The sequence below is a fragment of the Streptomyces sp. NPDC005423 genome, assembly GCF_040606415.1.
Lineage (GTDB): Bacteria > Actinomycetota > Actinomycetes > Streptomycetales > Streptomycetaceae > Streptomyces.
In genome coordinates this window covers 115,863-132,872 of record NZ_JBEXET010000010.1, presented here as the reverse complement: position 1 = coordinate 132,872, position 17,010 = coordinate 115,863, and the positions used below count along the sequence as shown (strand labels likewise).

The 17,010-nt window shown below is 70.9% G+C and carries 16 protein-coding genes; 15 read left to right on the top strand and 1 reads right to left on the bottom strand.

From position 1 onward, the window contains the following. The first annotated feature begins 159 nt into the window (after positions 1-159). The 5 genes from ABZT12_RS14345 (at position 160) to ffh (ending at position 7,794) form a co-directional block, all read left to right on the top strand. Positions 160-1,644 carry a hypothetical protein gene (locus tag ABZT12_RS14345; RefSeq protein ID WP_356382673.1) on the top strand — a complete coding sequence of 495 codons (1,485 nt, stop codon included), beginning with the start codon at positions 160-162 and terminating at the stop codon, positions 1,642-1,644. Between the two features lie 321 nt (positions 1,645-1,965). Further along, entirely contained in the window at positions 1,966-3,297 is a 1,332-nt protein-coding gene (locus ABZT12_RS14340; protein WP_356382671.1) for an ammonium transporter, read from the top strand. Beyond that, complete coding sequence (locus ABZT12_RS14335) at positions 3,294-3,632, top strand: P-II family nitrogen regulator (RefSeq protein ID WP_356382668.1); 339 nt, start codon at positions 3,294-3,296, stop codon at positions 3,630-3,632. Before ABZT12_RS14340 ends, ABZT12_RS14335 begins: the two co-directional genes overlap by 4 nt. A 27-nt stretch (positions 3,633-3,659) precedes the next feature. Continuing rightward, the gene (locus tag ABZT12_RS14330) at positions 3,660-6,110 is read left to right on the top strand and encodes a [protein-PII] uridylyltransferase (RefSeq protein WP_356382665.1); all 2,451 of its coding nucleotides are present in this window, start codon (positions 3,660-3,662) and stop codon (positions 6,108-6,110) included. Between the two features lie 133 nt (positions 6,111-6,243). Then, a complete protein-coding gene (ffh, locus tag ABZT12_RS14325) occupies positions 6,244-7,794 on the top strand; it encodes a signal recognition particle protein (protein ID WP_356382662.1) in 1,551 nt (516 codons plus the stop codon). A 72-nt stretch (positions 7,795-7,866) separates the two neighbouring features. Here the strand turns inward: ffh and ABZT12_RS14320 are convergent, their stop codons facing one another. Then, on the bottom strand, positions 7,867-8,757 hold the full coding sequence (locus tag ABZT12_RS14320) for a methyltransferase domain-containing protein (protein ID WP_356382659.1): 891 nt from the start codon (positions 8,755-8,757) through the stop codon (positions 7,867-7,869). Between the two features lie 198 nt (positions 8,758-8,955). Between ABZT12_RS14320 and proS the strand changes: the two genes are divergently transcribed. The 10 genes from proS (at position 8,956) to lepB (ABZT12_RS14270) (ending at position 16,966) form a co-directional block, all read left to right on the top strand. Beyond that, positions 8,956-10,371: a proline--tRNA ligase gene (gene proS, locus ABZT12_RS14315; RefSeq protein WP_356382656.1), complete on the top strand. Its 1,416-nt coding sequence runs from the start codon at positions 8,956-8,958 to the stop codon at positions 10,369-10,371. A gap of 258 nt (positions 10,372-10,629) precedes the next feature. Next, positions 10,630-11,229, top strand: coding sequence for a hypothetical protein (locus ABZT12_RS14310; RefSeq protein WP_356382653.1), 600 nt, complete (start codon positions 10,630-10,632; stop codon positions 11,227-11,229). Positions 11,230-11,508: 279 nt separating this feature from the next. Further along, complete coding sequence (gene rpsP / locus ABZT12_RS14305; RefSeq protein WP_356382650.1) at positions 11,509-11,937, top strand: 30S ribosomal protein S16; 429 nt, start codon at positions 11,509-11,511, stop codon at positions 11,935-11,937. A 2-nt stretch (positions 11,938-11,939) separates the two neighbouring features. Continuing rightward, positions 11,940-12,179 (top strand): RNA-binding protein, encoded by a 240-nt coding sequence (locus ABZT12_RS14300; protein WP_005479813.1) that lies wholly within the window; start codon positions 11,940-11,942, stop codon positions 12,177-12,179. A gap of 82 nt (positions 12,180-12,261) precedes the next feature. Continuing rightward, entirely contained in the window at positions 12,262-12,858 is a 597-nt protein-coding gene (gene rimM / locus ABZT12_RS14295; RefSeq protein ID WP_356382648.1) for a ribosome maturation factor RimM, read from the top strand. Next, on the top strand, positions 12,858-13,691 hold the full coding sequence (gene trmD / locus ABZT12_RS14290) for a tRNA (guanosine(37)-N1)-methyltransferase TrmD (RefSeq protein ID WP_356382645.1): 834 nt from the start codon (positions 12,858-12,860) through the stop codon (positions 13,689-13,691). Before rimM ends, trmD begins: the two co-directional genes overlap by 1 nt. A gap of 133 nt (positions 13,692-13,824) precedes the next feature. Then, entirely contained in the window at positions 13,825-14,175 is a 351-nt protein-coding gene (gene rplS, locus ABZT12_RS14285; RefSeq protein ID WP_356382642.1) for a 50S ribosomal protein L19, read from the top strand. 80 nt (positions 14,176-14,255) lie between these two features. Then, a complete protein-coding gene (gene lepB, locus ABZT12_RS14280; RefSeq protein ID WP_356382639.1) occupies positions 14,256-14,972 on the top strand; it encodes a signal peptidase I in 717 nt (238 codons plus the stop codon). After that, positions 14,965-16,071: a signal peptidase I gene (lepB, locus tag ABZT12_RS14275; protein WP_356382636.1), complete on the top strand. Its 1,107-nt coding sequence runs from the start codon at positions 14,965-14,967 to the stop codon at positions 16,069-16,071. The genes lepB (ABZT12_RS14280) and lepB (ABZT12_RS14275) overlap by 8 nt, the downstream gene beginning before the upstream one ends. Then, on the top strand, positions 15,962-16,966 hold the full coding sequence (gene lepB, locus ABZT12_RS14270; RefSeq protein WP_356382633.1) for a signal peptidase I: 1,005 nt from the start codon (positions 15,962-15,964) through the stop codon (positions 16,964-16,966). The genes lepB (ABZT12_RS14275) and lepB (ABZT12_RS14270) overlap by 110 nt, the downstream gene beginning before the upstream one ends. Positions 16,967-17,010 lie beyond the last annotated feature (44 nt).

Genomic DNA, 17,010 nt, shown 5'->3' with positions numbered 1-17,010 from the left:
ACGAACCTCGGGATGCGCGTTCTCGTGGGTATGCCGGAGGCAACGCGTCATCTCGTTCGAAGGGTGGCAAGTGGCGGACGGACGGCTGTATTCACGGGCATTCTGATAGGGCTTGGCGCACAGCGGCGCGGCGGTGGTTTCAGGGATGGGGGCGTTCCAGTGGGCGGCAACGGCGGAGACGGGACGACCGCGACCAGTGCTGAGAAGCGCCCCAACGAGCTGCTCGGCTCGTGGTTCGTGCGCAGCGGCTGGTCCAAGGGCGAGCTGGCACGCCAAGTGAACCGAAGGGCCCGGCAGTTGGGCGCCAACCACATCTCCACCGACACCTCCCGGGTGCGCCGCTGGCTGGACGGGGAGAACCCGCGGGAACCCATTCCGCGGATCCTCTCGGAGCTCTTCTCCGAGCGCTTCGGCTGTGTCGTCTCGGTCGAGGACCTGGGCCTGCGCGCCGCCCGCCAGTCGCCCTCCGCGACCGGCGTCGACCTGCCGTGGACCGCCCCCCAGACGGTGGCCCAGCTCAGCGAGTTCTCCCGCAGCGACCTCATGCTGGCCCGGCGCGGCTTCCTCGGCAGCTCACTGGCGCTCTCCGCCGGCCCGGGCCTCATCGAGCCCATGCAGCGCTGGCTGGTCCCCGGGCCCGGCGTCCCCCGGCAGGAGCCCGAGCCCCCCGGCGCGTCCCGGCGCGTCGGCCGGCTCTCCAAGCCCGAGCTGGAGCTACTGGTCTCCACCACGATGATGTTCCGGCAGTGGGACGCCCAGTGCGGCGGGGGACTGCGCCGCAAGGCCGTCGTCGGCCAGCTGCACGAGGTGACCGACCTCCTCCAGGAGCCCCAACCCGAGGCCACCACACGCAAGTTGTTCAAGGTCGCCGCCGAACTGGCCGAGCTGGCGGGGTGGATGTCGTACGACGTGGGGCTCCAGCCCACCGCGCAGAAGTACTTCGTCCTCGCCCTGCACGCCGCGAAGGAGGCGGGCGACAAACCGCTCGGGTCGTACGTCCTGTCCAGCATGAGCCGCCAGATGATCCACCTCGGCCGGCCCGACGACGCCCTGGAACTGATCCACCTCGCGCAGTACGGCAGCCGGGAGTGCGCGAGCCCGCGCACCCAGTCCATGCTGTATGCGATGGAGGCCCGCGCCTACGCCGGCATGGGCCAGCCCGGCAAGTGCAAGCGGGCGGTCCGAATGGCCGAGGACACCTTCGCCGACGCCGACGACTGGGACGAGCCGGAGCCCGACTGGATCCGCTTCTTCTCCGAGGCCGAGCTGCACGGCGAGAACTCGCACTCCTTCCGCGACCTCGCCTATGTCGCCGGCCGCAGCCCGGCGTACGCCTCACTGGCCGAGCCCCTGATGCAGCGCGCGGTCGACCTCTTCGCCAAGGACGACGAGCACCAGCGGTCGTACGCACTCAACCTGATCGGGATGGCCACCGTGCACCTCCTGCAACGGCGGCCCGAGCAGAGCACGGTGTTCGCCGCCGAGGCGATGACGGTCGCCAAGAAGGTGCGCTCCGAGCGCGTCACCACTCGTATCCGAAAGACCGTCGACACGGCGGTGCGCGACTTCGGTGAACTCGCCGAGGTCGTGGACCTCACGGACCGGCTGGCGACCGAGCTGCCGGAGACCGTCGAAGCGGTCTGAAACCCCAAGCCCCGGCCGCGGCCGGCCCTCCCGAACCGCCCGACTCGGCTCCCCCGTGCCAGGTCGTCGGAGGGCCGACCGCGGCCGGTTCGACGTCCCCGGGGAAGGTTGCGCCACGATAACGATCGCGCAGCGGGAGATCCGGCAGTTCATCGACGCGTAACACGCGGGGCGCCTTCGTCACTCCGGCGAAACAACGAGGGGCGTCGACCGAAACGGCGCTGCGCCAATCTCATGGCGCATAACCGGCCCACCCCTCACGACCGGACCGCTCATACGCTCCGACCCGCACGGGGACGTACAACCGACGAGGAGACGCCGATGGCATCAGCCGCCATCACGCTTGCGGCGGAGGCACCCAAACTGTCCTCCGCGAACACGGGCTTCATGCTCATTGCATCCGCTCTGGTGCTGATCATGACCCCGGGCCTCGCCTTCTTCTACGGAGGCATGGTCCGCGTCAAGAGCACCCTGAACATGCTGATGATGAGCTTCATCAGCATAGGGATCATCACGATCCTGTGGACGCTGTACGGCTTCTCGCTCGCCTTCGGCACCGACCACGGATCGCTCATCGGCTGGACGTCGGACTGGGTCGGCCTGAGCCACATCGGCCTGACGGAACTGTGGCCCGGCTACACCATCCCGGTCTTCGTCTTCATGGTCTTCCAGATGATGTTCGCGATCATCACGCCCGCCCTGATCAGCGGCGCCCTCGCGGACCGCGTGAAGTTCACGGCCTGGTCGCTCTTCATCGCGCTGTGGGCCACGATCGTCTACTTCCCGGTCGCGCACTGGGTCTGGGGCGCCGGCGGCTGGGCGTTCGAACTCGGCGTGATCGACTTCGCCGGTGGTACGGCGGTCCACATCAACGCGGGTGCCGCGGCGCTCGGCGTGATCCTCGTCATCGGCAAGCGCGTCGGCTTCAAGCGTGACCCCATGCGCCCGCACAGCCTCCCGCTGGTCATGCTCGGCGCCGGTCTGCTCTGGTTCGGCTGGTTCGGATTCAACGCTGGTTCGTGGCTCGGCAACGACGACGGCGTCGGCGCGCTGATGTTCGTCAACACGCAGATCGCCACCGCCGCCGCGATGCTCGCGTGGCTCGCCTACGAGAAGATCCGGCACGGTGCGTTCACCACGCTGGGCGCCGCCTCCGGCGCCGTCGCCGGCCTGGTCGCGATCACCCCCTCCGGTGGCGCGGTCTCCCCGCTGGGCGCGATCGCCGTCGGCGTCATCGCCGGTGTCGCCTGCGCCGCGGCCGTCGGCCTCAAGTACCGGTTCGGCTTCGACGACTCCCTCGACGTCGTCGGCGTCCACATGGTCGGCGGTATCGCCGGCTCGCTCCTGATCGGCCTCTTCGCCAGCGGCAAGGGCCAGTCCGACGTACAGGGCCTCTTCTACGGCGGCGGCCTGCACCAGTTCTGGATCCAGTGCGCCGGCGTCTTCGGCGTCCTCTTCTACTCCCTGATCGTCTCCGCGATCCTCGCCTTCCTCATCGACAAGACCCTGGGCATGCGGGTCTCCGAGGACGAGGAGATCTCGGGCATCGACCAGGCCGAGCACGCCGAGACCGCATACGACTTCAGCGGAGCAGGCGGCGGTATCGGCAGCGGCTCCCTCGCCGCGCAGGAGACGAAGAAGGTGGACGCATGAAGCTCATCACCGCCGTCGTCAAGCCCCACCGGCTCGACGAGATCAAGGAGGCCCTCCAGGCCTTCGGGGTACACGGTCTGACGGTCACCGAGGCGAGCGGCTACGGTCGTCAGCGGGGACACACCGAGGTCTACCGGGGCGCCGAGTACACGGTCGACCTGGTCCCCAAGATCCGCATCGAGGTGCTGGCCGAGGACGACGACACCGAGCAGCTGATCGACGTCATCGTCAAGGCGGCCCGCACCGGCAAGATCGGTGACGGGAAGGTCTGGTCCCTCCCGGTCGAGACGACCGTCCGGGTCCGGACCGGTGAGCGCGGACCGGACGCGCTCTAAGAACAGAAACAGGACGGGAGTCGCTGGGTGTCGAGTACGGACGTGCGCAAGGAAGCAGAGGACTCGGGACCCAGCGGTTACGCGGCGGCCCGGCTGCGCCTCCTCACCGAGGGGGCGCGGTCCGGGCCGCCGCGCCGTGCCGCCCTCGCGGAGCTGACCGACGACTGGCTCACCGGCCTCTTCGCCGCGGGAGCCGAGGGCCTCACCGGCGTCTCCCTCGTCGCGGTCGGCGGTTACGGCCGCGGCGAACTCTCCCCCCGCAGCGACCTCGACCTCCTCCTGCTGCACGACGGCGGCGCCTCCGGCGCCGTCGCCGCCCTGGCCGACCGCATCTGGTACCCCGTCTGGGACCTCGGCCTCGCCCTCGACCACTCGGTGCGCACCCCCGCCGAGGCCCGCCGAACGGCCGGCGAGGACCTCAAGGCGCAGCTCGGCCTCCTCGACGCCCGCCACCTCGCCGGCGACCTCGGCCTGACCGCCTCCCTGCGCACCGCCGTCCTCGCCGACTGGCGCAACCAGGCCCCCAGACGCCTCCCCGAACTCCAGGAACTCTGCGCCGAGCGCGCCGAGCGCCAGGGCGAGCTCCAGTACCTCCTCGAACCCGACCTCAAGGAGGCCCGCGGCGGCCTCCGCGACGCCACCGCCCTGCGCGCCGTCGCCGCCTCCTGGCTCGCCGACGCCCCGCGCGAGGGCCTCGCCGACGCCCGCCGCCGCCTCCTCGACGTACGCGACGCCCTGCACCTCACCACCGGACGCGCCACCGACCGGCTCGCCCTCCAGGAGCAGGACCAGGTCGCCGCCGAACTCGGCCTCCTCGACGCCGACACCCTGCTCCGCCAGGTCTACGAGGCGGCCCGCGTCGTGTCGTACGCCAGTGACGTCACCTGGCGCGAGGTGCGGCGCGTGCTGCGGTCGCGGGCCGTGCGGCCCCGGCTGCGCGCCATGCTCGGCGGGGGTGCCAAACCCGCCACCGAGCGCTCCCCGCTGGCCGAGGGCGTAGTCGAACAGGACGGCGAGGTGGGCCTGGCCCGCGCCGCCCGCCCCGAGCGCGACCCGGTGCTGCCGCTGCGCGCCGCGGCCGCCGCCGCCCAGGCCGGCCTCCCGCTCTCCCTGCACGCCGTACGGCGCATGGCGTCCGCCACCCGTCCGCTGCCCACACCCTGGCCGGCCGAGGCGCGCGAACAGCTCGTCACCCTGCTCGGCTCCGGCCACCCCACCGTCGAGGTGTGGGAGGCGCTGGAGGCGGAGGGCCTGATCACCCGGCTGCTGCCCGACTGGGAGCGGGTGCGGTGCCGCCCGCAGCGCAACGCCGTGCACATCTGGACCGTCGACCGGCACCTCATCGAAACCGCCGTCCGCGCCTCTGAGTTCGCCCGCCGGGTCAGCCGCCCCGACCTGCTGCTGGTCTCCGCGCTGCTGCACGACATCGGCAAGGGCTGGCCCGGCGACCACTCCGTGGCGGGCGAGATCATCGCCAAGGACGTGGCCGCCCGCATCGGCTTCGACCGCGCGGACGTGGCCGTGCTCGCCACCCTCGTACGCCATCACCTGCTGCTCATCGAGACGGCCACCCGGCGCGATCTGGAGGACCCGGCGACGGTCCGTTCGGTCGCCGAGGCGGTCGGCAGCACGAGCACCCTGGAACTGCTGCACGCGCTGACCGAGGCGGACGCGCTGGCCACCGGGCCGGCCGCCTGGTCGTCCTGGCGCGCCTCGCTCGTCAACGACCTGGTGAAACGGGTCGCGGCGGTGCTCCTCGGGGACGCGCCCGAGGAGCCCGAGGCCCTCGCGGCCACCGCAGAACAGGAGCGGCTCGCGATCGAGGCCGTCGCCACCGGCGGCCCGGTGCTCGCACTGCGCGCGCAGACCGAACCGCCCGCCGAGGCGGAGCCCGCCGGGGACCCCGAGCCGCTCGGCGTGGAACTGCTCATCGCCGTGCCCGACCAGCCGGGCGTGCTGCCCGCCGTGGCCGGCGTGCTGGCGATGCACCGCCTGACGGTCCGTACGGCGGAGTTGCGCGCCCACGACCTGCCCCACGGTGTCGACGGCTCGGTACTCCTGCTGAACTGGCGGGTCGCCGCCGAGTACGGCTCGCTGCCCCAGGCCGCCCGGCTCCGTGCCGACCTGGTCCGCGCGCTGGACGGCTCCCTGGACATCGCGGGCCGCCTCGCCGAACGCGACGCCGCCTATCCGCGCCGCCGGGGCGTCGTGGCGCCCGCCGCCCGGGTGACGGTGGCCCCGGCCGCCTCACGGCACGCGACGGTCATCGAGGTGCGCGCCCACGACGCCCCGGGCCTGCTGCACCGTATCGGCCGGGCCCTGGACGACGTGGGGGTACGGGTGCGGAGCATGCACGTCAGCACGCTGGGCGCCAACGCGGTCGACGCCTTCTACGTCACCACGGCGGAGGGCGTACCGCTGCCCGCGGACGAGGCGGGCGCGGCGGCACGGAAGCTGGAGGAGACGTTGCGGGGCTGACTCGGCCCCGCCGCACGCGCCGAGCGGGGATTTCCCCGGCCGCCGATCCCGGCGGGCGGGGACGATCGCCTTGCGCGGCCGGATACCCTGGAAGACGCTCACACCGCCCCCGACTCCGAGGACCGACGCCGCCGTGTTCGATACTCTCTCCGACCGCCTCAGCGCGACTTTCAAAAACCTCCGCGGCAAAGGCAGGCTGAGCGAGGCGGACATCGACGCCACGGCCCGCGAGATCCGCATCGCGCTGCTCGAAGCCGACGTCGCTCTGCCCGTCGTCCGCACGTTCATCAAGAACGTCAAGGACCGCGCCCTCGGCGCCGACGTCAGCCGGGCGCTCAACCCCGCCCAGCAGGTACTGAAGATCGTCAACGAGGAACTCGTGACGATCCTCGGCGGCGAGACCCGGCGGCTGCGCTTCGCCAAGCAGCCGCCGACCGTGATCATGCTCGCGGGCCTCCAGGGCGCCGGCAAGACCACCCTCGCGGGCAAGCTCGGCAAGTGGCTCAAGGACCAGGGCCACTCGCCGCTGCTCGTCGCCGCCGACCTCCAGCGCCCGAACGCGGTCAACCAGCTGAGCGTCGTCGCCGAGCGCGCCGGTGTCGCGGTCTACGCGCCCGAGCCGGGCAACGGCGTGGGCGACCCGGTGAAGGTCTCCAAGGACTCCATCGAGTTCGCGAAGTCCAAGGTCCACGACATCGTGATCGTGGACACCGCCGGCCGTCTGGGCATCGACCAGGAGCTGATGCGGCAGGCCGCGGACATCCGCGACGCCGTCTCGCCCGACGAGATCCTCTTCGTCGTCGACGCGATGATCGGCCAGGACGCGGTCAACACCGCCGAGTCCTTCCGCGACGGCGTCGGCTTCGACGGCGTGGTGCTCTCCAAGCTCGACGGCGACGCCCGCGGCGGTGCCGCGCTCTCCATCGCCTCGGTCACCGGCAAGCCGATCATGTTCGCGTCGAACGGCGAGAAGCTCGACGACTTCGACGCCTTCCACCCGGACCGGATGGCCTCCCGCATCCTCGACATGGGTGACCTGCTCACCCTGATCGAGCAGGCGGAGAAGACGTTCAGCCAAGAAGAGGCCGAGCAGATGGCCTCCAAGCTGGCGTCGAAGAAGGGCCAGGACTTCACCCTCGACGACTTCCTGTCCCAGATGGAACAGGTCCGCAAGATGGGCAGCATCAGCAAGCTGCTCGGCATGCTTCCGGGCATGGGCCAGATCAAGGACCAGATCGCCAACCTGGACGAGCGGGACGTGGACCGCACGGCCGCCATCATCAAGTCGATGACCCCGGCCGAGCGCCAGGAGCCGACGATCATCAACGGCTCGCGCCGCGCCCGTATCGCCAAGGGTTCCGGTGTCGAGGTCAGCGCGGTCAAGAACCTGGTCGAGCGGTTCTTCGAGGCCCGCAAGATGATGTCCCGGATGGCGCAGGGCGGCGGCATGCCGGGCATGCCGGGGATTCCCGGGATGGGCGGCGGCCCCGGCCGCAGCAAGAAGCAGCCCAAGAAGGCCAAGGGCAAGCAGCGTTCCGGCAACCCGATGAAGCGCAAGCAGCAGGAGCTGGAGGAGGCCCAGCGCCGCGAGGCCGGTGCCCAGGGCGGCAGCGCGCTCGGGTTGCCGCAGCAGGGCACCCAGGACTTCGAACTGCCGGACGAGTTCAAGAAGTTCATGGGCTGAGCACGCCTGCCGACGACCGGCTCCGCGATGACCTGACCCAGGACGACGTCAAGGCCACCGCGGAGCCGGTCGTCACCTGCCGCGGATCTCCGGCTGAGCCGGGAGTGGCGGCTGGGGCGTACGCGCGATCAGGTACCGGAACACGTTCGGCATCCACACCGTTCCGTCCCGGCGCCGGTACGGACGCAACGCCTGCGTCAACTCCTCGTCCACCCGCGCCCGGTCGGTCGCGGTGACCGCCGCGTCGAGGAGCCCCGTCGACAGCAGCCCCCGTACGGCGCTGTCGAGGTCGGCGTAGCCGAAGGGGCAGACCACCCGGCCCGACCCGTCCGGCCTCAGCCCCGCATGACAGGCGGCCTCCTCCAGGTCGTCGCGGAGCGCCGGGCGCGGGGTTCCCACGCCACGCGGCGGCTCCGCCGGCCCGAGGACCACCCGCAGCACGGCGGAGGTGGCGCACCGCTCCGGCGGACCCCAGCCCGCCAGCACCACGGGCGCCCCCAGGCGGGCGAGCGGGGTCGCGGCCGCGAGCTGGTCCCCGAGCCGCTCGGTGTCGCCGGTCAGACACCCGATCGGCTCGAAAGCGGTCACCAGGGTGTACGGGGGCGTCCGCGGTCCGGCCGCGTCGAGCGGTGAGCCGACCAGCCGGGCGGCGGCACGCGCGCGTGGACCGCGAGTGTCCGGCAGCAGCCGCTCCCGGGCGAGGGCCAGCCGTTCCGGTGAAGAGTCCACGCCGGTGACCGCGGCGCCTCTGTAGGCGGCCGTCAGAAGGGCGAGTCCCGAACCGCAGCCGAGGCCCAACAGCCGTGTCCCGGGGCCCACTTCGAGTCGTTCGTAGACGGCCTCGTAGAGCGGTACCAGCATCCGTTCCTGGATCTCGGACCAGTCACGCGCGCGTGCACCCGGGTCCACCCGGGGCGCCGGCCCCGTGTGAGGCGGGTACTGCCGCACGAGCACAGGTGTCATCGGAAACGCCCCAATCCGCTGCGAGTTGTCGCTGTGTCCGATCCATGGCCCCCCGAGGCGCGCGCTCGTACTTTCCCCGTAAGCCAGGTAACTCCGCACTCGCCATGGCGTCCAGGGGTTGCGGAGCCCGGCTTGGGGCCTGGCTGTGGGAGTGGCGAGAATTCACATACCGGCAACGTGGACCCGTACGATCCCGTCATGGCAAAGGCACCCGTTCTCACGCCCCAGGCGGACGACTTCCCGCGCTGGTACCAGGATCTGATCAGCAAGGCCGAGCTGGCCGACAACGGTCCGGTGCGCGGCACCATGGTCATCCGCCCGTACGGCTACGGGCTCTGGGAGCGGATGCAGGCCGAGATGGACGCCCGGATCAAGGAGACGGGCACGCAGAACGCGTACTTCCCGCTGCTGATCCCGCAGTCGTACTTCGCCCGGGAGGCCGACCACGTCGAGGGCTTCGCGCCCGAGCTGGCCGTGGTCACCCACGGCGGCGGCAAGGAGCTGGAGGAGCCCGCGGTCATCCGTCCCACCTCCGAGATGATCATCAACGACTACTTCTCGAAGTGGGTGCAGAGCTACCGCGACTTGCCGTTGCTGATCAACCAGTGGGCGAACGTGGTCCGTTGGGAGCTGCGGCCCCGGCTCTTCCTCCGGACCACCGAGTTCCTGTGGCAGGAGGGCCACACCGCGCACGCCACCTACGAGGAGGCCCGCGAGTTCGCCGCGCACATCCATCGCCAGGTGTACGAGGACTTCATGGTGAAGGTCCTCGCGATGGACGTCGTACCCGGCCGCAAGACCGTCAAGGAGCGGTTCGCGGGCGCCGTCAACACCCTCACCCTGGAAGGGATGATGGGTGACGGCAAGGCCCTCCAGATGGCCACCAGCCACGAGCTGGGCCAGACCTTCGCCAAGGCGTTCAACACCCGGTACCTGTCCAGGGAGGGAAAGCAGGAACTGGTCTGGCAGACCTCCTGGGGCTCCACCACCCGCATGATCGGCGCCCTGGTGATGATGCACGGCGACGACAACGGCCTGCGGGTCCCGCCGAACCTCGCGCAGATCCAGGCCGTCGTCCTCGCCATCAAGGGCGATGAGGCGGTTCTGGCCAAGGTCCGCGAGGTCGGCGACCGGCTGAGGGCGGCGGGCGTACGGGTCCACGTCGACGACCGTACGGACGTCCCGTTCGGGCGCCGCGCGGTCGACTGGGAGCTCAAGGGCGTACCGGTACGGATCGAGATCGGCCCCCGTGACCTGGAGAACGGCACCGCGATGCTGGCCCGCCGGATCCCCGGAGGCAAGGAGCCGGTGGCGATCGACTCCCTCGTCGGGCTGCTCCCCGCCGTCCTCCAGGAGGACCAGGCGCTGCTGCTGCGGCAGTCGCGCGAGCGCCGCGAGTCACGCACCTCGGAGGTGTCGACGATCGAGGAGGCCGTCGAGGCGGCCGCCGCCGGCGGCTGGGCGCGCATCCCGTGGGCGGTGCTCGGCGAGGAGGGCGAGGCCAAGCTGGCCGACCACGCCGTGACCGTCCGGTGTCTGGTCGCCGAGGACGGGTCGGTGCCGGACGACGACAAGGCGCCGGGTAACGTCGCCGTCGTCGCGCGCGCCTACTGAGGCGGGGCCGGCGCGCCAGAGCGACCGAAAGGCCTCTTGCGTACGTGCGGAACGTGCATCCCCCGGCGTGCGGACCTTGTCTACGCGCCGGGGCGTACGTCAGCCTACGCACCACCTTGGTACGAGCTGTGAGGCTTCTCCGCAGATCAGCGCACCCGCCCTCGTCGGGACACATCAGGGGCAACTGACGGGTACGTGCAAAATATTTGGGATGCCCCGGAATCGGAACACAGGGGCACTCCGGCTCGTTGTCATTACGTGAGCACGACACAGACACCACCTGTTCTCGCCGCAGAGCTGGCACAGGCGTGGGCCGACATTCAGCGGTACCACCCCGAGCTGCCCGATCTGGCCGCGCCCGAGTCCCTGATCGGAGAGTCGTCGTCCGCCTGCGGGCACGAGCTCTCCTTCGAGCGACTGCTCCATGAGGCAGTCCATGGCATCGCCGCCTCGCGCGGCGTGCGCGACACGTCCCGCGCCGGCCGGTACCACAACCGCAGGTTCCTCGCGATCGCCGAGGAACTGGGCCTGGACCACTCCGAGGAACCGCATCCCAGCAGCGGCTTCTCGCTGGTCACCCTCAACCCCGAGGCCAAGCGGCGCTACCGTCCGACCATCGAACGCCTCCAGCGCGCGCTGAAGGCCCACACGGCGGCCACCTCCGCCGACAACACCTCCAGCACCTTCCGCGGCCCGGCCGCCCGGCACGGTTCCTCCGGCGGTGGCGTCCGCGTCAAGGCCGTCTGCGACTGCGGCCGTAACGTACGGGTCGTCCCTTCGGTCCTGGCGCAGGCGCCGATCGTCTGCGGGGGCTGCGGCAAACCCTTCCGGATCCCGGAGGTACTGGGCGCGGCCTGAGACCGCGGCTGCTCGTGGCGGCCGCGTCCCCAGCGCGTCCCGGGAGCGCACCCGGCGCCGGTCACCCCCGGCGCCGGGTGCCGCTTCCGGCTGGTCGGGTACGTGCTTCCCCGGTGCGGGACGCCCGTCCGGGTGTGGCACAATGGCTAGCTGTACTCGACAGCCGCACAGGAACCCTCTCGCCTCCGGCTGACGCGTCCATCGGGCACTCGGGTGCCGCAACCCCACGCGGCTTTCTCGCCGTGCCCAACCACGTCAATTCCAGGAGAACCCACTCCCGTGGCAGTCAAGATCAAGCTGAAGCGTCTGGGCAAGATCCGTTCGCCTCACTACCGCATCGTCGTCGCCGACTCCCGTACCCGCCGTGACGGCAGGGCCATCGAGGAGATCGGTCTGTACCACCCGGTGCAGAACCCCTCGCGCATCGAGGTCGACTCGGACCGTGCGCAGTACTGGCTGGGTGTCGGCGCGCAGCCGACCGAGCCCGTGCTCGCCATTCTGAAGCTGACCGGCGACTGGCAGAAGTTCAAGGGCCTGCCGGCCCCGGCTCCGCTGCTCGTGGCCGAGCCGAAGGCCGCCCGCCCCCTGTTCGACGCCCTTGGTGGCGACGACGAGGGCAAGGGTGAGGCCATCACCCAGAAGAAGAAGGCGGAGAAGAAGGACGAGGCCCCGGCCGAGTCCGCTTCGTCTGAGTCGACCGAGGCCTGAGCATGCTCGAGGAGGCTCTTGAGCACCTCGTGAAAGGCATCGTGGACAACCCCGACGATGTGCAGGTCGCCTCGCGCGACCTGCGTCGCGGGCGCGTGCTGGAGGTCCGGGTCCACCCCGACGACCTCGGCAAGGTGATCGGCCGCAACGGCCGTACCGCCCGTGCCCTGCGCACCGTCGTGGGCGCCATCGGCGGCCGCGGTGTCCGGGTCGACCTCGTCGACGTGGACCACGTCCGCTGACGTACCGCAGCACCGGCTCGGGCCGGGGAGGGCCACTGGGCCGTCCCCGGCCCATAGTCGTAGATCAGGAGAAACAAGCACCGTGCAGCTGGTAGTCGCTCGTATCGGCCGGGCCCATGGCATCAAGGGCGAGGTCACCGTAGAGGTGCGCACCGACGAGCCCGAGCTGAGGCTCGCGCCCGGCGCCGTCCTTCTCACGGACCCGGCCCCGACGGGGCCCCTCACCATCGAGACCGGCCGCGTCCACAGCGGCCGTCTCCTCCTGCGCTTCGAGGGCGTGCGCGACCGCACCGGCGCCGAGGCGCTGCGCAACACCCTCCTGATCGCCGAGATCGATCCGGCGGAGCTGCCCGAGGAGGAGGACGAGTACTACGACCACCAGCTGATGGACCTCGACGTCGTCACCAAGGACGGCACCGAGATCGGCCGGATCACCGAGATCTCGCACCTGCCCTCCCAGGACCTCTTCATCGTCGAGCGGGCCGACGGCAGCGAGGTGCTGATCCCCTTCGTCGAGGCGATCGTCATTGAGATCGACCTCGTGGAGCAGCGGGCGGTCATCGACCCCCCGCCCGGCCTGATCGACGACCAGGCGGCGGACGACGGAACCGCCCCCGACGACGCGGCCCCCGACGAAGCGGCCGACGGGTCCAGCGCGTCGAACCGGGACGAGTCCTGATGCGGCTCGACGTCGTCACGATCTTCCCCGAGTACCTCGACCCGCTGAACGTCTCCCTTGTCGGCAAGGCACGCGCGCGTGGACTGCTCAACGTGCACGTGCATGATCTGCGCTCCTGGACGTACGACCGCCACAACACGGTCGACGACACTCCCTACGGCGGCGGCCCGGGCATGGTCATGAAGACCGGGCCCTGGGGTGCCGCCCTGGACGAGGTCCTGGCGGACGGTTACGAGAGCGGCTCCCGGGAGCCCGTCCTCGTCGTCCCCACGCCCAGCGGCCGGCCCTTCACCCAGGAGCTCGCCGTACAGCTCTCCGAGCGTCCCTGGCTGATCTTCGCGCCCGCCCGCTACGAGGGCATCGACCGGCGGGTGATCGACGAGTACGCCACCCGGATGCCCGTCCACGAGGTGTCCATCGGCGACTACGTCCTGGCCGGCGGCGAGGCGGCCGTCCTGGTCGTCACGGAGGCCGTGGCACGGTTGCTGCCGGGTGTCCTGGGCAACGCCGAGTCCCACCGGGACGACTCCTTCGCGCCCGGCGCCATGGCCGGCCTCCTGGAGGGGCCGATCTACACCAAGCCGCCCCGGTGGCGCGACCGGGAGATCCCGGACGTGCTGATCAGCGGTCACCACGGGAAGATCGCCCGCTGGCGGCGGGACGAGGCGCTGAAGCGGACCTCCGCCCACCGGCCCGACCTGATCGAGCGCTGCGAGCCCAAGGCGTTCGACAAGAAGGACCGCGAGATGCTGTCGATCCTGGGCTGGTCCCCGGACCCCGAGGGCGAGCCGTACGGCCGATTTTGGCGCAGGCCGGAGGGCGTGGAAGAATAGGCCGTTGTTGTGCGTCGCCCGGCGTGCGCCCCTGCCGCAGGGGGACATGACGCCCGCCCCGGCACGGCCGGCATCCTCTGGAACATCTAACTCCCGTTGATGACCTGTGGCATCAGCGAAGAAAGCAGACAAAATGTCTCACTTGCTCGACACGGTCGACTCCGCGTCGCTCCGCACTGACCTCCCGGCCTTCCGCCCGGGTGACACGGTCAACGTCCACGTCCGTGTCATCGAGGGCAACCGCTCCCGTGTGCAGCAGTTCAAGGGCGTGGTGATCCGTCGCCAGGGCGCCGGTGTCCGCGAGACCTTCACGGTCCGCAAGGTCTCGTTCTCCGTCGGCGTCGAGCGCACCTTCCCGGTGCACACCCCGATCGTCGAGAAGATCGAGCTGGTGACCCGCGGCGACGTCCGTCGCGCGAAGCTCTACTTCCTCCGTGAGCTGCGCGGCAAGGCCGCGAAGATCAAGGAGAAGCGCGACAGGTGATCGCGCGGTGCCGTGCGCGGGACGTGGGCCGACGAGCCCACGGCCCAGCGCACACGGCGGCCGGATAGCATCTGGCCTCGATGGACACCGAAGCACAGCCGACGGAGCGCGACCGCTCCTCCCGCCCTTCCGAAACGGGGAACACCCCGGAGACGAAGGAGCCGGAGGGACGGTCGCGTTTCGCGTGGGTGGCGCGGACGTCCGAGTGGCTTCCCGGCGGCCGGATCACGCTGACCGCCCTGCTCTGCCTGGTGTTCGTGCTGCTGCTCAACACCTTCGCGCTGCAACCGTTCCGGATTCCCAGCGGATCCATGGAGTCCGGATTGAGGATCGGCGACCGCGTTCTCGTAAATAAGTTGGCGTACCGTTTCGGTGCCCTGCCGCGCCGTGGCGACATCGTGGTGTTCGACGGCAGCGGTTACTTCGGGGACGCGGACTACATCAAGCGCGTCGTGGGTGTGGGGGGAGACCACGTGGTCTGCTGTGACGAGAAGGGACGGATCGAGGTGAACGGCCGGGCGGTCGACGAGAGCGCGTTCCTGTACCCGGGGGACAGCCCGTCCCGCGTGCCCTTCGACGTCGTGGTGCCCGGCGGCACCCTCTTCCTCCTCGGTGACCACCGCGGCGACTCCGCCGACTCCCGCGACCACCTCGGTTCCCCGGGCGGCGGCATGATCCCCGTGGGCGACGTCATCGGACGCGCCGACTGGATCGTCTGGCCGGCCGCCCACTGGACGCGCCTGCGGCAGCCCGACGCGTACGCGCGCGTGCCCGCCGCGGAGGGTGCCCATGGGTAACCGCGGCCGACCGCGCGGGACGGCACCGGGCAGCCCTGGCAGCCCCTTCGGCACCGAGAGCCTGCTGCCGACCGGCTCCCGGCGGGCCATCGCGCCGTCCGGCGGGCGCAGCCGGGCCGAGCGGCGCAAGCTCCAGCGCAAGGTCAAGCGGCGTCGCAGGCGCGGCGCGGTCAAGGAAGTACCCCTCCTTGTCGGGGTCGCCGTCCTCATAGCGCTCGTCCTGAAGACGTTCCTCGTCCAGGCGTTCGTGATCCCGTCGGGCTCCATGGAGGAGACCATCCGGATCGGGGACCGCGTCCTGGTCGACAAGTTCTCCCCGTGGTTCGGCTCCGAGCCGCAGCGCGGGGACGTCGTCGTCTTCCACGACCCGGGCGGCTGGCTGGCGGACGAGCAGACCACCAAGAAGAACGACCCCGTGGTGGTCAAACAGGCCAAGGAAGGGCTCCAGTTCATCGGCCTGCTGCCCTCCGACGACGAGAAGGACCTCATCAAGCGGGTCATCGGTGTCGGCGGCGACCACGTCAAGTGCTGTGACGCACAAGGGCGGCTGACCGTCAACGGCGTCCCCCTGACCGAGGGTGACTACCTGTTCCCCGGCAACGCACCCTCCGAGACCAAGTTCGACATCACCGTCCCCCAGGGCCGGTTGTGGGTGATGGGCGACCACCGCGGCAACTCGGCAGACTCCCGCGCCCACATGAACACCAGCTACGGAGGCACGGTCTCGCTGAAGTCCGTGGTGGGGCGGGCGAAGGTGATCGCCTGGCCGATGGGCCACTGGACGGGCCTCGACGAACCTAAAACCTTCGCATCCGTTTCCCCCGCCGGGTCGGGGACGACCGCCGGTCCCGAACTGTCGCATAGGGTTGCCTCCGACGATCCGAACGGAACGCTCCAACTCCCGACCCCTGCGGAACTCCCGCTCGTTATGGGAGTGGTGGGCCTGCGCCGCGCATGGGGCAGGCGGCGGCACAGAGTAAGGAGTTGGCGTGGGGGATGTGGCGGTTGGCGCACGGTCCGGACAAGACGGCGAGGACCGCGGACGCCCCGTGGAAGCGACTGTCCCGGCCGCGGACAGCGCCGTGACCTCGGCGAGTGACTCCGGAGCCGGTGAGGACGGCAGGGCGCCGGGCGAGGGGACGCCCACCGAGGGCCGGGGCGGGCCGGGCGACTCGGCCCCCCAGGCGAGGAAGCCGCGCTCCTTCTGGAAGGAGCTGCCGATCCTGATCGGCATCGCGCTCGTCCTGGCGCTGCTGATCAAGTCCTTCCTGGTGCAGGCGTTCTCGATTCCCTCGGACTCGATGCAGAACACCCTCCAGCAGGGTGACCGGGTCCTGGTGGACAAGCTGACACCCTGGTTCGGCTCCAAGCCGACCCGCGGCGAGGTGGTCGTCTTCCACGACCCGGACGACTGGCTGGCGGGTGAGCCCGTGGCCAACCCGAACGCCCTGCAGACGTTCCTCAGCTGGATCGGCCTGATGCCGTCGGCGGAGGAGAAGGACCTCATCAAGCGGGTCATCGGCGTCGGCGGCGACACGGTCTCGTGCAGCGGCACCGGCCCGCTCACGGTCAATGGCAAGGCGCTGAACGAGCCCTACGTGTACCCGGGCAACACCCCGTGCAGCAACGACGACCAGGGCGGCCAGTTCACGGTCAAGGTCCCCAAGGGCTCCATCTGGGTGATGGGCGACCACCGGCAGAACTCGCGGGACTCCCGCTACAACCAGTCGGACCGCCACCACGGCATGGTGCCCGTCAACCAGGTCGTCGGACGCGCCATCGTGCGCGCCTGGCCCGTCAACCGCTGGGGCACGCTGCCGATCCCGGACACCTTCGACCAGACCGGCCTGGGGAACCAGGCGGCGGCCGGTGCCCTGACGGTCGCGCCGCAGGGCGTCGCCCTCGCCGCCGTCGTGCCGGTGGCGCTGTGGCGTCGCAGGCGGCCGGCGCCGCCGGAGAAGCGGAACGAGACCAAGGTGGCCGCCGGCCGCTGAGGCCGCGGGTCCCGAAGAGGGGGCTGACCGGGCTCGGTACCGCC

Coding starts and splice junctions, on each gene's coding strand:
- ABZT12_RS14340 (WP_356382671.1), top strand. CDS start 1,966: ATGGCATCAGCCGCCATCACGCTTGCGGCGGAGGCACCCAAACTGTCC.
- ABZT12_RS14335 (WP_356382668.1), top strand. CDS start 3,294: ATGAAGCTCATCACCGCCGTCGTCAAGCCCCACCGGCTCGACGAGATC.
- ABZT12_RS14320 (WP_356382659.1), bottom strand. CDS start 8,757: ATGACACCTGTGCTCGTGCGGCAGTACCCGCCTCACACGGGGCCGGCG.
- proS (WP_356382656.1), top strand. CDS start 8,956: ATGGCAAAGGCACCCGTTCTCACGCCCCAGGCGGACGACTTCCCGCGC.
- ABZT12_RS14300 (WP_005479813.1), top strand. CDS start 11,940: ATGCTCGAGGAGGCTCTTGAGCACCTCGTGAAAGGCATCGTGGACAAC.
- trmD (WP_356382645.1), top strand. CDS start 12,858: ATGCGGCTCGACGTCGTCACGATCTTCCCCGAGTACCTCGACCCGCTG.
- rplS (WP_356382642.1), top strand. CDS start 13,825: ATGTCTCACTTGCTCGACACGGTCGACTCCGCGTCGCTCCGCACTGAC.
- lepB (WP_356382639.1), top strand. CDS start 14,256: ATGGACACCGAAGCACAGCCGACGGAGCGCGACCGCTCCTCCCGCCCT.
- lepB (WP_356382636.1), top strand. CDS start 14,965: ATGGGTAACCGCGGCCGACCGCGCGGGACGGCACCGGGCAGCCCTGGC.